Genomic DNA, 15,945 nt, shown 5'->3' with positions numbered 1-15,945 from the left:
GTTGAAGATTTGAGTGAGTTACTTTTTGATTTATCTAGTTCAGATAAACCTGTTAAATGCCTCGCATGATGTCAGTCAATAGCCTTCATAGCCTTGATTTAACCTCTCGACAATTAATCCACCCTGCCTAACCCCCCTTAATAAGGGGGGGACAAGATTCCGCTCAAAGTCCCCCAACAATCAGGGGGATTTAGGGGGATCGAGATATATGCAACTTCACATTAAATTGGTCTTATCTAGATAAAGTGTCAGAATCAATATGGAAACTAAGCCGTATCTTATATTTGAACATAACGGTTTGCTGTGCGGCGTAGAAGTCGGCTGCGTTAGAGAAATTTTCTTTCTCCCGGAGTTGACACCGATCGCCGAAGCGCCTGAAGATATTGTTGGGGCGATCGATCTCAGGGGATCCATTCTGCCCGTAATGGATCTAAATCTCCGTTTTGGCTACGTTTTCCAGGAGTATTCTGTGACGGATAGTGCGATCGTCATAGAATGGCAAGAAATTCGACTTGCCATCATTGTCAATCGAGTTAACGAAGTTAAGCAGATCCCCGCAGATGCCATAACTCCCCAGCTATCTTACGGGCGAGACAACCCAGAAGCCCCCCATCATTTTTTAGCTGGATTTGCCCGCTGTGAAGCCGATATGATTATGCTGCTGGATCTCGATCGGCTAATTCGATATTCTCCCGACAAAACAGAAGCCCCAATCCCAGTGTCTGCAAGCGATGCAGGACTTTGGGCCGCAGCCGGAAACCTAGAAATCGCCAATTTGCAGTTAGAAATAGAGCCAAAATTGTTAGTGGAAGATACTAAAGTTTTGGCCAAACTTCACGTTTTTTGTCCGAATGCTACAGCCCAAGAAAAGGCGATTTTTCGAGACAGGGCCCAGAATTTGAGGCAGCAGGGCGATCGCAAAAATTCCGCAGCAATTGATATATCTCTAGCAGTAGTTGTTTTAAACAGCGAATACTTTGGTATTAACCTAGGTGTAGTGCGCGAATTCACCGACATTCGCCAAGTAACTCCAATTCCGTGCACTCCCGATCGCATTATTGGCAATATGAATTTGCGGGGCGAGATTCTCACCCTAGTGGACATTCGGAATGTTTTAAATATGTCAGCCGACACAAAATCTCTATCAAAGGCGATCGTTGTTGAAATTGAAGATTTGGTCGCCGGTATAGTCGTTGACGAAATCTTAGATATTATACATTTAAATGTGGCAGAGATTGCGACTATTCCTGCTGCACTAAATTCGGCAAACCGCGAATATCTTCGAGGCACCGCTTTTTACGAGGAAAAACTTATCGCTGTTCTGAACTTGCAGAAACTCTTAACAAAAGGAGGAGTTGCTGTTGATGAGGAGGTTTGAAGAAAGATTTTACAGCTAAATCGGAGTCCCACCTGCAAAAACCATGTCAGCGCCACCCGAAACTAAAGAAAATAGAGCAAGAGAACAGAATTTGCTATGATACTATTTTCTACTGTCACTCGACAGTATCGCTCCCAGAAGTGGCTGGCCCATTTCCGTTGCCAACGCCGGACTCCCAACCACTATCGCAGGATCGCAACCTTAGTAACGCAAATGCTATCTTAAATTAACGAAAAATATGTTTTTATCAATTAAAAAATTAAATATTAGAAACAAGATGCTCGTCGGATATCTAGCGCCAGCAGCTATTTATTTAGGGTTGCCAGTCTTAGTCCTCGTTACTACAAGTCAGGTTTTTGAGACTTTCAAAGAAGTGGAAAGAGTAGAAACTGTGATTGGAGAAACAAGTAATATGTCCGTAGGTACGGAGCAAATGGTACGGGGGCTGCGCGGCTATTTAGTTAATAAAAATCAGCAGTTTTTAAGCGATTTTAAAACAGGTGCAGAGTTGGCTCGCCAGTCAGCGATTAATGTAGAACCGATCGTTAAAAATCCCGAACAGAAAGCTCGCTTGCAGAGAATGCTGGAGCTGGTCAATGGATATTATGATGGTTCTAACGAAATAGTTCGCTTAGTTCAGCAAAATCAGACAGCCGAAGGTCTTGCTATATTTAATACAGGCAAGTATACCAAATTTGTGAATGAATTTGTGCAATTGAACCGGGAATTTCGGGAAACCGAATTAAAAATTATTAAGCAAGAAACGCAAATCACGAAGACAGCTTTAAGCTTTTTGGTATCGACGCTGGTGTTTGGTTCGATACTGTTAGTGCTGCTTGGTGCCACTGTTGCTTGGCTGATTTCATCAGGAATTGCTCGAACTATCGATCGCGCAATTAGTTCGATCGCCAGTTCCTCCGCCCAGATTGCCGCCACAATTGAAGAACAAGAACGCATGGCAAGTCAGCAAGCAGTTTCAGTGAATGAAACTACTACGACAATGGACGAATTGGGTGCATCTTCTAGGGCAACTTCACAGCAGATAGAAACTGCCGCAAGTCAAGCAATGCAAGCTTTAACTTTAGCTGGTGGCGGTACAAAAGCTGTAGAACAAACATTAGAAGCCATGGCAATACTGAAAACAAAAGTGCAAGATATGCAAGGACAAATTATGCAGTTGAGCGAGCAAACCGATCGCATTGGCAATATCTCAACCGTAGTCAGCGACTTAGCAAATCAGACTAATATGTTAGCACTAAATGCTGCGGTGGAAGCAGTCCGAGCCGGCGAACACGGCAAGGGGTTCGGCGTTGTCGCGTCAGAAATTCGCAAACTTGCCGATCGCAGTAAAAAATCTGCCGCACAAATAAATCTCTTAGTCGCCGACATTCAGCGCGCCATTAACTCAACAGTCATGGTGACAGACGAAGGAACTAAAACAGTGGAATCTGGTGTAAATATTGCAGAGGAAACTGCCGCAGCATTTGCCGGAGTAGCTGATGCCATTAACAACGTAGTTTTGAGTTCTCAGCAAATTTCGCTGAATGCCAAACAGCAAGCAATCGCGATCGAACAAGTGGTGGAAGCGATGAACTCTCTCAACCAAGCAGCAGCACAAACAGCTTGCGGTATCACTCAAACTAAAATTGGAACTCAAAAATTGAACGAAGCGGCTTTAGATTTAAAAGCAGTTGTTTAGCATAGTTATAAGTTCTGATACTTTCCCTAAAAAACGCAATTGTAAGCAAGAACCAAGCCCCGATAACTATCTGTCATTCCCAATTTTAAAGTCCCAAAATCCCAAATCTAAAATCTAAAATCTAAAATGGCATAATATTGTTTCCGGTTGCATCAGTATTGTTTAAACTCTCAACAGTTAACAGTCAACATCATTCCGGTTGCACCGGAATTGATATAAATTATCAGTTATGAGTAAAAAAATGAAAAAATGGTCTTTAAGAATTAAAGCTATTGTTTTTGCGATCGCCCTCAGTACCATCCCAGTTATATTGACAGGAACGATGACTTATGTATTTGCCAGCGAACACCTGACTGAGTACATAATTAAGTACCAAGAATCACGGGCGCTCGCTACTGCAAATCACGTCAAAAACTTGATATTAGAACGCTATCATGAAGTTGAGGATATGGCTAATCTAAGTATACTGAACGACCCGCGAGTCAGCCAAACCACATCAACCAGTCAAAAACAAGCTGTGTTAGATAAATATCTAACACCAGGAGATGGCTACGACAGTATTGCAGTCGCAGATCTCCAGGGTAATACTATTTTGCAATCGAGCGGAGAAGAAGTTACAGGTATCGGCAAATACGACTATTTTCAGCAAGTAATTAAAACCAATCGTCCTATAGTTGCCCAGCCCCAAAAGTCATTTGTTAATGGTAAATACGCCATTTTTGCTGCGGCGCCGATTATAGAACTCAATACAGAAAAAACTATCGCCGTCATCATAAGTCGCACACCTACAACTTATTTAGATCGTAATTATCAGCAAAACCAAGAGCAATTAACCCGAGACTCGGAGACATTAAAAAAAGAGGAATACCATTTAATTGATGGCACGGGCAAGTTTTTTTCAGCAACAGAAAGTGAGCAGGTAAGCAGAGATGCAGGCTCAGACTTTAGTGTTTTTGCCAAAATGCAAGCCAACAGAAAGATTGACAGTGCCATAGATTTTGATCGCATTGATGGAGCTGAGCAATTGCTTACTTATGCTCCTGTTGAAACATCAAAAGAACTGCCAGAATTAGGTTGGAGCGTGATTATTGCTAACGATACCAAAAATGTATTTGCTCCCCAACAAGAGTTACTGTATACTTTGATCGCAGGAGTTGGGTTCACTGCTGCTGTTGTTAGCGCGATCGCAATTTTTTTAGCGAGTCGAACTACTCGCTCGGTTAATCACATTGTACGGGCGATCGCCTCTTCTTCCTCCCAAATTGCTGTCACCATCGAACAGCAGAAGCGCATCGCCAGCCAACAACTATCTGCTGTCGATCGCACTGCGACTACAATGAACGAATTGAGCGAATCAAGCAAAGCTTGTGCCTCGGAAGCCGAAGCTGCTGCTTTCGGGGCAGCCCAAGCCCTGAAACTTGCAGCAGGAGGCAGTCAAGCAGTAGACAATACCTTGAAAGAAATGGCAACTTTGACAGAAAATGTCGGAGAAATTCAAAAACAAATTTTACGTTTGAGCGAGCAAACCGATCGCATTGGCAATATATCCAGTTTAGTCAGCGATTTAGCCAACCAAACAAATATGCTCGCCCTTAACGCTGCTGTCGAAGCAGTAAGAGCCGGTGAAAGCGGTAAAGGATTTGCTGTTGTTGCTAGCGAGATTCGCAAATTAGCCGATCGCAGCAAGGAATCTGCTAGCAATATCAATGCTTTAGTTGCAGAGATCCAGAAAGCCATTACTTCGACAGCAACAGCGACGGATGACGGCACAAAAACTGTAGAAAATGGAGTAAAAATTGCCCGAAAAACCGCAGACGCATTTGCTGGGGTAGCCCGGGCGATCGAGCGCATTGCAGCAAACAGCAAACAAATTTCCGTTACATCGAAAAACCAGGCAATCGCCATTCAGGATGTAGTTGAATCCGTCAACTCTCTTCACCTCGCTACTCAGGAAACTGCCTCCGGTATTTCTCAAGTCAAACTCGGCATTGCTCAACTAAACCAAGCAGCCCAAAATCTCAAATCAGCAGTGTAGTTGAAGGAAGTAAGATTTATTTATTACTGATTATCGATTATCGATTATCGATTACCAATTACCAATTACCCACTCCCCATGATTAATAAATTTTTCCAAAAAATTCAAAACCGACTGCTACTGCTTTTAATTTTAAGTACCTTGATTCCAGTATCTCTTGTTGGCTGGTATGGAATTTCCTCTTCCGAAGCAGCACTCCAAACCTTAGCCTTAACTAATCTTACTGAAAGTGTCACCTCCAGCGGAGAGCAAATTGTCAACAAACTAGAAAATATCAGTTACGATGTTTTATTCTTCAGCAAATCTCCTGCTCTTCAAGGAATAATTAGAGCTAGAGATGGAAATGGAGCAGACAAAGAAACTAATTCAACTTATCAAAATTGGGTCGATCGAATGCAAATCACATTTGCATCAATGATGGCAATTAAGCAATCTTATATGCAATTGCGTTATATAGATGAGAATGGCAACGAACTCGTGCGCGTAAATTCTGACGGCCAAACGCTCAAAATAGTTCCAACTTCAGAACTACAAAATCAGGCTCATAGGGATTACTTTTACTTAACTATGAAGCTAAAACCGGGCGAAATTTATGTGTCTCAATTCAATCTCAATCAGGAGCGCGGTAAAATAGAAATTCCTTACAAGCCAACCATTCGTCATGCCACTCCTGTTTTTAATACCAAAGGAGAAAGAAAAGGCATTTTGATTGCCAATTCTTTGGGCAAGAATCTGATTGATATAGTTAAAAACATCAATCATGATAATTCAGAGAAAGGTTTTATGTTAAATCAAGATGGTAGCTACATCTACCATCCCAATTCTAAAAAAGAATGGGGTTATGAAACAAAAACCAATGAAAATGTCCAAAAAGATTATGTGGCAGAGGTGGTGACACAAATACTTTCTGGTGGCAAAGGCAATATTGACCTCGGCGATCGAGTGATCAGCTATGATACAGTCTTTCTTAGTAAAGAAAACAATAACAAATTTATAGTGATTGTGAATCAAGCACCTAAATATTCGCTGTTTGCTTCTATTTTTGTTTTAAAAAAAATAGCTACTATTATTGCTGTATTGTCCCTGGGTACTGTTCTGGGATTAGGATTTTTGGTGCTGCGACAACTAATTAAGCTGATTCGAGGATTAATCTATCAAATATCGTCATTCTCTATGCAAATATTATCTAATATGAACGAGCAGGAGCAAGTCGTCGGCCAGCAATTTCTCTCAGTCAATGAAACAACTGCAACCTTAGAACAATTGGGCATATCTTCTCGGGAGACAGCCGAGCAAGCTGAGGCTGTTGCCGTCGCCGCTCGCCAAGCTTTAACCCTCGCACAAGAAGGAACTCAAAAAGTTGAAGAAACTCTCAATCAAATGCTGAGTCTCAGACAAGCTGTGGCGGCAATTTCTCAGCAAAATCAGCGCCTGGGGGATAGCACAAGTCAGATTGGCAATATCTCGACTTTGGCAAATTTAGTTAGCGATTTAGCCACTCAGACAAATATGCTGGCTCTTAACGCGGCTGTGGAAGCTGTCAGGGCTGGTGAGTATGGCAAAGGTTTTGCGGTGGTAGCCAGCGAGATCCGTAAATTAGCAGATGAAAGCCAACAAGCAGCGCAAAAGATTAATGGTATTATTCCAGAAATTAAGGGAGCGATCGACTCGACGGTGAAAGCAACGGAAGAAAGCCGCAAAACAGTCGCGGCAGGGGTGAAAACAGCGCAGGATACAGCAGAGGCTTTTACGGGGGTTCGGGAAGCTTGCAATCTGGTGTTTGCTAGCAATCAACAAATTTCTTTCAATATTAAACAGCAGGCGATCGCGATCGGGCAAGTAGGTGATGAAATGAATTCTCTCAACCGCACTGCATCTCAAACTATTAGCGGCATTACTCAAGTCAAAGTAGGTACTCAAAAACTTAATGAAGCTGCTTTAAATCTTAAGTCTATAGTTTAAGAGTGAAGCTCAAAAACGGATTGTATCACGGATGTCAAGGATAGAATTACCAATTACTAATTACCAATTACCAATGACCAATTACCAATGCCCAATGCCCTGTTTGGCCAATGCCCAATGACCAATTACCAATGCCCAATGCCCAATGCCCTGTTTGCCCTGTTTGGCCAATGCCCTGTTTGCCCAATGCCCTGTTTGGCCAATGCCCTGTTTGCCCAATGCCCAATGACCAATGACCAATTCCCCAAAAACACCTATGATAATTGAAGATGAAGAACTTCGAGATGTATTTAAAATTGCTAGTGAAGAACACTTGCAGAAACTAGACGATGGATTGCTGTACTTGGAACAACATCCGGGGGACTCAGCTAAGTTAGAAGAATTGCTGCGGGAAACTCATTCTCTTAAAGGCGATGCTGGGATGTTGGCGGTAAAAAATGTAGCATCTTTAGCTCATCAAATAGAGCATATTTTGGGAGGTGTCAAGCGGGGAGAGACTCAACTAACTTCAGAAATTAGCGATCGACTTTCGCAAGGTTTAGACGCCATCCGCAAACTCGTTGACGAAGCCGTGACTGGTCAAGATTCCGGTGTCAATACCTTTTACGTGCTCGCCAGCATGATGGGTGCTTCTAACAAGCCCCTGCCCGCCCTCCCCATAGCAGATCCAGAATCTTCAAAGGTACCAGAAGAAGAATTTATACAAACGCAACTTATTGATTCATCTGCTGCGGAACCAGAAACAAATAGTGAAACTTATTCGGCCACTAATTTAGATAAAAATTATTCTTTTTCGACTCTACAATCCGAGCAAGAATTGTTGCTGCAATCTCACAACTTGCCTGGGGATTATGCCCCCGCTGCTGCATCGGCTTCCCAACCCGCTGTTAGCAGTTCTTCAAGTTCGTCTTACCGCATCGAAACAATTCGCGTTGCCACCCAGAATTTAGACGATTTAATGACTCAAGCTGGTGAACTTACTGTTACAAAAACTCGGTTAGTACACCGACTTGCTGATATCGAAAAGCTGACAAATTTGTGGGAAAGTTGGAACAGAGAAGCTTTTATAAATCGGTTGGCTTTTCATCAGATAGAATCCGACAAAAATGCTTTTCAAGAAAATGCCCTGATCCTGCAGTTACAGAATTATTACCAGCGTACAGAAGAACGTTTAGAACGTCTGGGAACTCTAGTAAATAGATTGAAAAATCGAGTTGATGAAGATACTGCAAGACTCGAATTAATTGCGGAAGAGTTGGAATCAGGAATTCGCACTCTCAGACTGCTGCCTTTGTCTACTATTTTTAATCTATTTCCACGAGCAGTTAGAGACTTGGCTAAGCGGGAAGGGAAAGAGGTTAAATTAGTCATTGAAGGTGGGGAAACTCGAGCTGACAAACGCATTCTAGAAGAAATGAAAGACCCTTTAATGCACCTGATTCGGAATGCGATAGATCACGGAATTGAGACGCCAGCCGAACGCGAAAAGCTCGGCAAGCATCCCGCAGCTACTCTCCGAATTAAAGGCTACCATACTGCTAGCAATATTATTATTGAAGTTGCTGATGATGGTCGGGGGCTGAATCTCGATCGCATTAAACAAACTGCTGTCAAACGCAACATCTGCACGCCGGAAGAACTGGCGGTGATGACAGAAAGCCAAATTCAATCGCTGATTTTTGCTGCGGGTTTTTCAACCAGAACATTTGTTACTGAAATCTCTGGAAGAGGGGTAGGTTTGGATGTAGTTAGGACTAATGTTGAAGCATTAAAAGGTCGCATTCAAGTTGAATCAGATCTCGGAAAAGGATGCACTTTTCGCCTGCAACTAAGTACGTCTTTAGCTACTGCTAATGTATTAATATTAGCGGTTAATGGCATTGCTTATGCGCTGCCAGTCGAGTTTATTGAAACTGCAATATTAGTCCGCTCTTCGGATGTTTTTTCTCTCGAAAGCAAGGCGACGGTGATTTTAGACTCTCAGCCTTTGTCAGTTGCTTATTTGGCAGATTTACTAGAATTAAATGATACAGATTGGTTGCACAATAATCGGGAGTGGAGACAGGAAACTTGGAGAGAATTCAAGAGAAATACAGAGGTAGAATCGGTGAATCATAATTCTCGGAAAATGCCTTGTATTGTTTTGAAAGTTGGGGAGGAAAGATTGGGATTATTTATAGATGCTTTGATTGACGAACAGGATGTGGTGATTAAACCTCAAAGTCAATTGCTGAAACGGGTGCGAAACGTTTCTGGTGCAACGATTCTGGGGACGGGGGAAGTTTGTATGGTGCTCAATCCCCACGATTTGATAAAATCTGTACGCAAGCAAGTTTTGTTGGGTGGGGTTGGGGGGGCCCGATCGCCAATTGAGACAGTCAGCCGAAAACAAGTTATACTTTTAGCAGAAGATTCGATCGCTACCCGCACTCAAGAAAAGCGCATTCTGGAAGGTGCAGGTTATGAAGTGGTGACAGCAGTGGACGGGTTGGATGCTTTCAATAAATTAAAAACTCGCTATTTTGATGCTCTGATTTCTGACGTACAAATGCCTAATTTGGACGGCTTGGGACTGACTGTTAAAATTCGTCAGCAAAAAGAATACAGTGAGTTGCCGATTATTTTGGTGACTTCTTTGGCGTCTGATGAAGATAGAAAAAGAGGGGCTGATGCTGGCGCTAATGCTTATATTCCTAAAGGTACTTTCAATCAAGATGTATTGATCGAGACTTTAAAAAGGTTAGTTTAATTGTTAGTTATTGGTTGTTGGTAATTAGTTATTAGTTATTGGTTATTGGTTATTGGTTATTGGTTATTTGTTATTTGTTATTTACTACCAATTAGCAATTGCCAATGCCCTGTTTGCCCCATGCCCCATGCCCCATGCCCCATGCCCCATGCCCCATGCCCCATGCCCCATGCCCCATGCCCCATTCCCTATGCCCCATGCCCCATTCCCAATTGCCAATTACCTAAAATAACTGATGTTGTCGCCCATTAAAGTATTGTTAGTAGAAGATTCCCCAGTAGCTACGATCGTTCTCAAGCGCATTTTGGATGCTTCGCCAGAAATCCAGGTTGTCGGAACGGCTTCTAACGGGTTAGAAGCCCTAGAATTAATCCCGAAACTTCAACCGGAAGTCATCTGTACGGATTTGAATATGGCACAAATGAACGGGTTAGAGTTCACGCGGGAAGTGATGAAAAAATATCCGCGACCAATTTTAATAATTAGTGCTTCTGTACAAGCAAAGGATACTCAAAATGTATTTGAATTAATGAAAGCAGGTGCATTAGATATTTTTCCGAAACCCATTGGCGGGTTGGCGTCTGATTACGATCGCCTGGGGAATGAATTAATCGCTAAAGTTAAAGTGTTGTCGGGAGTTAAAGTATTTACGCGACATCAAAGGCTTGGAGGAATCGAAACAGCCGAGCATCGCCCAAGCAAAAAAAATTATCAATTACCAATTCATAATTACCAATTATCTAGCAAAAATCTCAATTCTCATACTATTAAGTTATTGGCTGTTGGCGCGTCTACAGGCGGGCCACAAGCGCTACACTCGATTATTTCCAAGTTTCCGGCTAATTTGCCAGTACCGGTGATTTGCATCCAGCATATCAGTGAAGGATTTTTGCAAGGATTGGTTGACTGGTTGGGTTTTGAATCTAAACTGCCGGTGAAAATAGCGGGTTTTGGGGAATGGCCGCAAGCTGGAATTGTTTATTTCCCGCCAGAAAAACGTCATTTAGAATTGGATGCTCAAGGGCGTTTTATTTATTCTGAAGCTGCTAGTGAAGCGGGACATTGCCCCTCTGTAACGGTAACATTTAAGTCAGTTGCTAGTTTTTATGGTCGCGGGGCTGCGGGAGTGTTGCTAACAGGAATGGGGCGAGATGGTGCTGAGGGTATGTTGGCGATCGCCCGAGCCGGCGGCTTGACAATTGCTCAAAGTGAGGCCAGTTGTGTTGTGTTTGGAATGCCGAAAGAGGCGATCGCCCTGGGTGCAGTCCAGCACGTTTTACCCGTCAGTGCGATCGCTCCTCTGCTGTTGGCAAAATTAAAAGTTTAGGAGTTAGGGAGAATCTAGATGCAGACGGCGGTTCAAACCCCTTCTATACAAACGATGTCCGCCGGACGCCGACTGAATAGAATAACATAAAACGTAATTTAAACGGTCTGATCTTCAACCCGCGGAGGCGGGTTTTGCTTGTATAGACGCGGTTTCAACCGCCGAGTCTTCTTTTATGATTTGATATTGATAAACTTACCAATTACTTCGCGCAACTTGTCAGCATCAAAGGGCTTAGTTAAATACTCGGTTGCTCCTGCCAAACGCCCCTGTACTTTATCAAATGCTCCATCTCTGGCTGTCAGCATCACGATCGGCAAATTCTGAAACTGAGGTAAGCTTCGCACCGTGCGGCAGAGCTCCAATCCGTCAATCCCAGGCATCGAAACATCGAGCAACAAAACCGAAATTTGTTCGTGATAAATTGTTGACAAAGCATCAACTGCATTGTCTGTCACGAGAACTCGAAACTCTTTGCTTAAGGCTTGTTTGACCAGTCCTTGCATGACGACGCTATCATCAACTGCCAAAATAGTTGGTACTTGACTGCTAGTTGCAGACATATTCTTCTCCCGGTTTATTTATAGTTCTTGAAAATAGAAAACATAATTCCCGCCGTCAGTCGATTGTAGATTTTAGATTTTAGATTGACTGTTCCAGATGAATCTGGGAGCTTGAACTTGAGTCTAAAATTGCGATCTCGACCCTCAAAATTGTCGGCAAGCAAGTATCGGTTTTTGGGTGGGTCATTTTTCGAGAGTGCCTTCGGATAAATAGTGCCCAACTCCGTTGGAGCATTAGCAGAAACTTCACCCCTGTTTTTTTGACCTCAAACTCGAAAAAACAGATTGCCCGAGGGGTCGATCGGCGATGACAACAGTTGCAAAATCTGCATCTCAACCGTCAAACCCTTGATGGTGGAGTTTGAACAACTATTGTTACAAAGTTTAACATTTTCGGTGTTTGTGTAGTCGCTCTCCTAACTTTTGTTGAGTTGCCTGTGCAACAGCCCGGTAAACCGTACTGGTATTGTGACACAAACCAATTATTTTAATCTACCAGCAAGCCTGCTACCCACGATTAGATCTGTCTGTTAAAATACTATTAAACTTATTAAGAAATTCTCTGTAAGCTATCCGCCATAGATTTTTGAAGGGTGCTTCGTCCCCACGGAGGCTCTTAGATTCACCCAGCCTCTGGCACATCAAAAGCATAGTCAACTCGAAGTATAATTTCTACAGTATTAGAGCTGCGGTACTCTAACTCCCATAACTCAAAAGTTTCCATGTCAGTCAAGAGGTTGGTCTGAGTTTGGCGCCAGCAGCCTGCGCTCGACTTGCGATCGCAGTCTCCCGGGACAAAATTCATAGCTCGTTTTTCTCCTCGGTCAGTATTGATTAGGGCGGTTGCCAGCAACTAGATGGGCACTTATACATGATGAAAGCACCCTTGCCTCTTGGTAAAACAGTGTTCGATCTCGATCGCACCGACTTGTATCAACTTCTGGGTTCCGATCCAGAGGCTTGCTTTGACGATTTGGTAGGCTTGGCCGCCAGGATGAGCGGAACTCCTATTGCTTTTTTGAGTTTGATTGATGCCTCGGGCCACTGGTTGAAGTCGCAGTTGGGTATCGATCGAAGTTTGGCACACCGTTACCTGAATTTTTGCGATCGCTGCTATACCGGTCAAACTCCCGCACAGTTGGGCGCGAGTTCCAACTCTAACTCGGAATTTGACCGGGACATTCCCCTACAAAAACCTGCGGTTGCTGCGGCAGATGCGATCGCACCCTTGACAAATTCCTGCAATAAACCGCCTGCCATCATTGTCCGAGACGCTTCCACAGACGTGCGATTTGCCCAGCATCCGCTAATTGTTTCCTACCCCTTCATCAAATTTTACGCTAGCATCCCAGTCGTCACCTCAGATGGGCAGATGCTGGGCGCGATCTGTGTCATGGATTCCGTACCTAAAGACTTGACAAAAAATACGATTGATGGTATAGAGATTTTAACTCGGCAAGTTGCGAGTTTGGTGGAGCTGCGGTGGCAATTAGTCAAAGCCCAGAAAGAGGTGGCAGAGGTAGAAGATATCGCTTCACAGGGCCAGCAAATCTCGGAGTTAGCCCGATCGAACCAGGAGTTTTTCTGGGCAGTACAGACTTCAGAGAAGGACACAAGAATATTCCCAACAAAAAAGCTGCCGGTGCTGGAAACAGGCAAATCTCAGGATTTGCGGGAAACTTCAGCGGGCATGAGGCGCGATCGCAATCCCAAACAAATTCCCGAAATAGTGACCGAGGGGCAATCAATGGCAGACTTGCTACAGGAGCGATCGCGCTTGGCAATGCTGCAAGCTAAAGTTGGTGCAGCTCTCGGACAAGGCGGGACAATACCGGCCACCCTCAACCGCTGCACCGAGGCAATGGTAGACCATCTCGACGCCACAGCAGCCAGCATCTGGACGTTCAACCCGCAGATAGAGCGGTTAGAATTGCAGGCCGATTCAGGAGTCAGCAGCCAAGATTGGGAACGGCTAATAGAAGATTGGCTGCGAGAAGAAACGGGAAAACTCGAAACGGCTCCTGTGTGCTTGCTGTCGAATCCGTCCCTCTGGGTCATTGCCTATCCCCTGATTGTGGAGGAACGACTGGTGGGAGTGATGGCTGTATGCAGCAGCGCTGCTGCCACGGAGGGGGCGCTAGAAGTTCTGGGGTGGATGGCTAATGCCATTGGCGTGGCGATCGATCGTGTCAAGGCCCGAGAAGAATTGTTGAGCCGCCGGGAAAGTCTGCTGTTTGGTCTCGCCAGTCAGATGCGGAATTCTTTAGACCTCGACAAAATTTTAGATACGGCTGTTAATGAAATTCACAGCTTGTTGCAGGTTGACCAGTGCTACTTTTTGTGGTATTCAGTATCGCGGCAGGGGCAGCCGAGTTTTGCGATTACCCACGAGGCGGCAAATCCCGAACAGCAAGAGCGACTCGCCGATTACCCGATCGCACAAGTAACGCTACTAGCCGAGAAAATTCGCGATCGCCAAACGCTTCGCATCGGCGACACTGCCACAGCAGCCTGCATAGACTCCGCCACGCGAGCTTTTTTAAGGAGTGTCGGGATTGTTTCTAAGCTGCTGCTACCGCTCAAGACTCACTCCGGTCAAATGGGGGCGATAGTTTGCAATCATTACAGCAGCCGTTCCTGGGCGGCCAGCGAAGTGGAATTGCTGCAAGCGGTGGTGGATCAACTGGCGATCGCGATCGACCAAGCCGAACTTTACGCCCAAACTCGGGCGGCAGCCTTAGCAGCAGAAACTCAAGCCCGACAACTGACTGAAACTTTGCAGAGTTTGCAGCAAAAAGAAGCTCAGCTCATTCAAAACGAAAAAATGTCCTCTCTCGGTCAAATGGTTGCCGGCGTCGCCCACGAAATTAACAATCCGGTTAATTTTATTTACGGCAACTTGACTTATTGCGAGCAGTACATGAAAGATCTGCTAGATTTGCTGCGCTTGTATCAAAAGCATTACCCCGAACCTTGCGAGGAAATTCTCGACAAAAGCGAAGAAATCGATGTGGATTTCGTAGTGCCGGATTTGCTGAAAATTCTGTCTTCGATGGAGATGGGAGCCGAACGCATCCGGCAAATTGTCCTTTCCCTGAGGAACTTCGCGCGGCACGACGAAGCCGAGAAGAAGCCGGTGGACATTCACGAAGGGATTGACAGCACGCTGCTGATTTTGCACAGCCGCTTGAAGTCAAACGGGCCGATACCGGGAATTCAGGTAATTAAAGACTACGGCGACTTGCCCAAGGTAGAATGCTATGCCGGTCAGCTCAACCAAGTATTTATGAATATTTTGGGAAATGCGATCGACTCCTTGGAAAATCAGCCCGCACCCAAGACGATCGAAATCTCGACGGCGGTGGTGTCCCAAGACTCGGATCGTGGTGAGTCACGAAAGTCTCTCGGTCAAATTGTACTGATTCGGATTCGCGACAGCGGGCCGGGATTGACCCAAAAAGCTAAATTGTGCTTGTTTGACCCTTTCTTTACCACTAAACCAGTGGGCAAAGGCACGGGACTCGGCTTGTCCATCAGCTACCAGATTGTGGTGGAAAAACACGGCGGCAGTTTGAAGTGTATCTCAGAACCCGGACAGGGAGCGGAGTTTTGGATTGAAATCCCGATGTCTCGACCGGCTGTTGTCAAAGAATAAACTGGCGGGCGATCGGTTTGGCAAACATTTTTTAAACTTTCTTGTCAAAGTGCTTGACAGATTCTGGTGTTTGAGTGTTAATATGATAAAGGTTAAGACGTTGGGGCGTCGCCAAGTGGTAAGGCAGCTGGTTTTGGTCCAGCCATTCAGAGGTTCGAATCCTTTCGCCCCAGTTAAATAGTTTTTAAGATTGTTGATGAAAGGGCGGTTGAAACCGCGTCTACACAGGCAAAACCCGCCTCCGCGGGTTGAAGAGTGGGTCGTTAAAATTACCAGAAAGAATTGGTTGAAAGCCTCTCCCTTTGAGGGAGAAATTAAAATCAGACTATTCATTACTCCAATCCTCTTCCTTCTAGGTAGAGGTCGCTTTCAAACTGTCAACTGTCAACTGTCAACTGTCAACTGTTGAACTTATCCTCTCTTAGTCCGCAGAGGCGGACATCGTTTGTATCCCACATTCCGCACCCCCAACTGGCACATAGGGGGATTGAGGGAGTAAAAGTGAATCATCCGAGACAAAAATGAGTAGAAATACTCAACTATCTCGGTCACTCAGCATTACCCAGTAGTCCATTCT

The 15,945-nt window shown here is 44.5% G+C and carries 9 protein-coding genes and 1 tRNA gene; 8 read left to right on the top strand and 2 right to left on the bottom strand.

The annotated features are described in order from the left end of the window. The first annotated feature begins 259 nt into the window (after positions 1 to 259). The 6 genes from QZW82_RS30965 (at position 260) to cheB (ending at position 11,150) form a co-directional block, all read left to right on the top strand. The gene (locus QZW82_RS30965; RefSeq protein WP_293157827.1) at positions 260 to 1,378 is read left to right on the top strand and encodes a chemotaxis protein CheW; all 1,119 of its coding nucleotides are present in this window, start codon (positions 260 to 262) and stop codon (positions 1,376 to 1,378) included. Between the two features lie 238 nt (positions 1,379 to 1,616). Next, positions 1,617 to 3,077: a methyl-accepting chemotaxis protein gene (locus QZW82_RS30960; protein ID WP_293157824.1), complete on the top strand. Its 1,461-nt coding sequence runs from the start codon at positions 1,617 to 1,619 to the stop codon at positions 3,075 to 3,077. A 229-nt stretch (positions 3,078 to 3,306) separates the two neighbouring features. Continuing rightward, positions 3,307 to 5,112, top strand: a complete 1,806-nt coding sequence (locus QZW82_RS30955) for a methyl-accepting chemotaxis protein (RefSeq protein WP_293157821.1) — start codon at positions 3,307 to 3,309, stop codon at positions 5,110 to 5,112. A gap of 78 nt (positions 5,113 to 5,190) precedes the next feature. Next, positions 5,191 to 7,074 carry a methyl-accepting chemotaxis protein gene (locus tag QZW82_RS30950; protein WP_293157818.1) on the top strand — a complete coding sequence of 628 codons (1,884 nt, stop codon included), beginning with the start codon at positions 5,191 to 5,193 and terminating at the stop codon, positions 7,072 to 7,074. A 256-nt stretch (positions 7,075 to 7,330) separates the two neighbouring features. Beyond that, a complete protein-coding gene (locus QZW82_RS30945) occupies positions 7,331 to 9,823 on the top strand; it encodes a hybrid sensor histidine kinase/response regulator (protein WP_293157815.1) in 2,493 nt (830 codons plus the stop codon). A 235-nt stretch (positions 9,824 to 10,058) separates the two neighbouring features. Beyond that, entirely contained in the window at positions 10,059 to 11,150 is a 1,092-nt protein-coding gene (cheB, locus tag QZW82_RS30940; protein WP_293157812.1) for a chemotaxis-specific protein-glutamate methyltransferase CheB, read from the top strand. A gap of 173 nt (positions 11,151 to 11,323) precedes the next feature. On the opposite strand, the gene QZW82_RS30935 is transcribed toward cheB, so the two are convergent. Beyond that, the gene (locus QZW82_RS30935) at positions 11,324 to 11,713 is read right to left on the bottom strand and encodes a response regulator (RefSeq protein WP_293157809.1); all 390 of its coding nucleotides are present in this window, start codon (positions 11,711 to 11,713) and stop codon (positions 11,324 to 11,326) included. 622 nt (positions 11,714 to 12,335) lie between these two features. Continuing rightward, complete coding sequence (locus tag QZW82_RS30930) at positions 12,336 to 12,518, bottom strand: hypothetical protein (protein WP_293157806.1); 183 nt, start codon at positions 12,516 to 12,518, stop codon at positions 12,336 to 12,338. A gap of 66 nt (positions 12,519 to 12,584) precedes the next feature. Between QZW82_RS30930 and QZW82_RS30925 the strand changes: the two genes are divergently transcribed. Beyond that, positions 12,585 to 15,368: a GAF domain-containing protein gene (locus QZW82_RS30925; protein ID WP_293157803.1), complete on the top strand. Its 2,784-nt coding sequence runs from the start codon at positions 12,585 to 12,587 to the stop codon at positions 15,366 to 15,368. 101 nt (positions 15,369 to 15,469) lie between these two features. Continuing rightward, a tRNA-Gln gene (locus tag QZW82_RS30920) sits at positions 15,470 to 15,541 on the top strand. The last annotated feature ends 404 nt before the right edge of the window (positions 15,542 to 15,945 follow it).

It is taken from the genome of Microcoleus sp. bin48.metabat.b7b8b9.023 (assembly GCF_013299185.1).
Classification (GTDB): domain Bacteria; phylum Cyanobacteriota; class Cyanobacteriia; order Cyanobacteriales; family Microcoleaceae; genus Microcoleus.
Note: the sequence above shows the minus strand (reverse complement) of the source record. Positions and strands in the feature narration are given on the sequence as shown.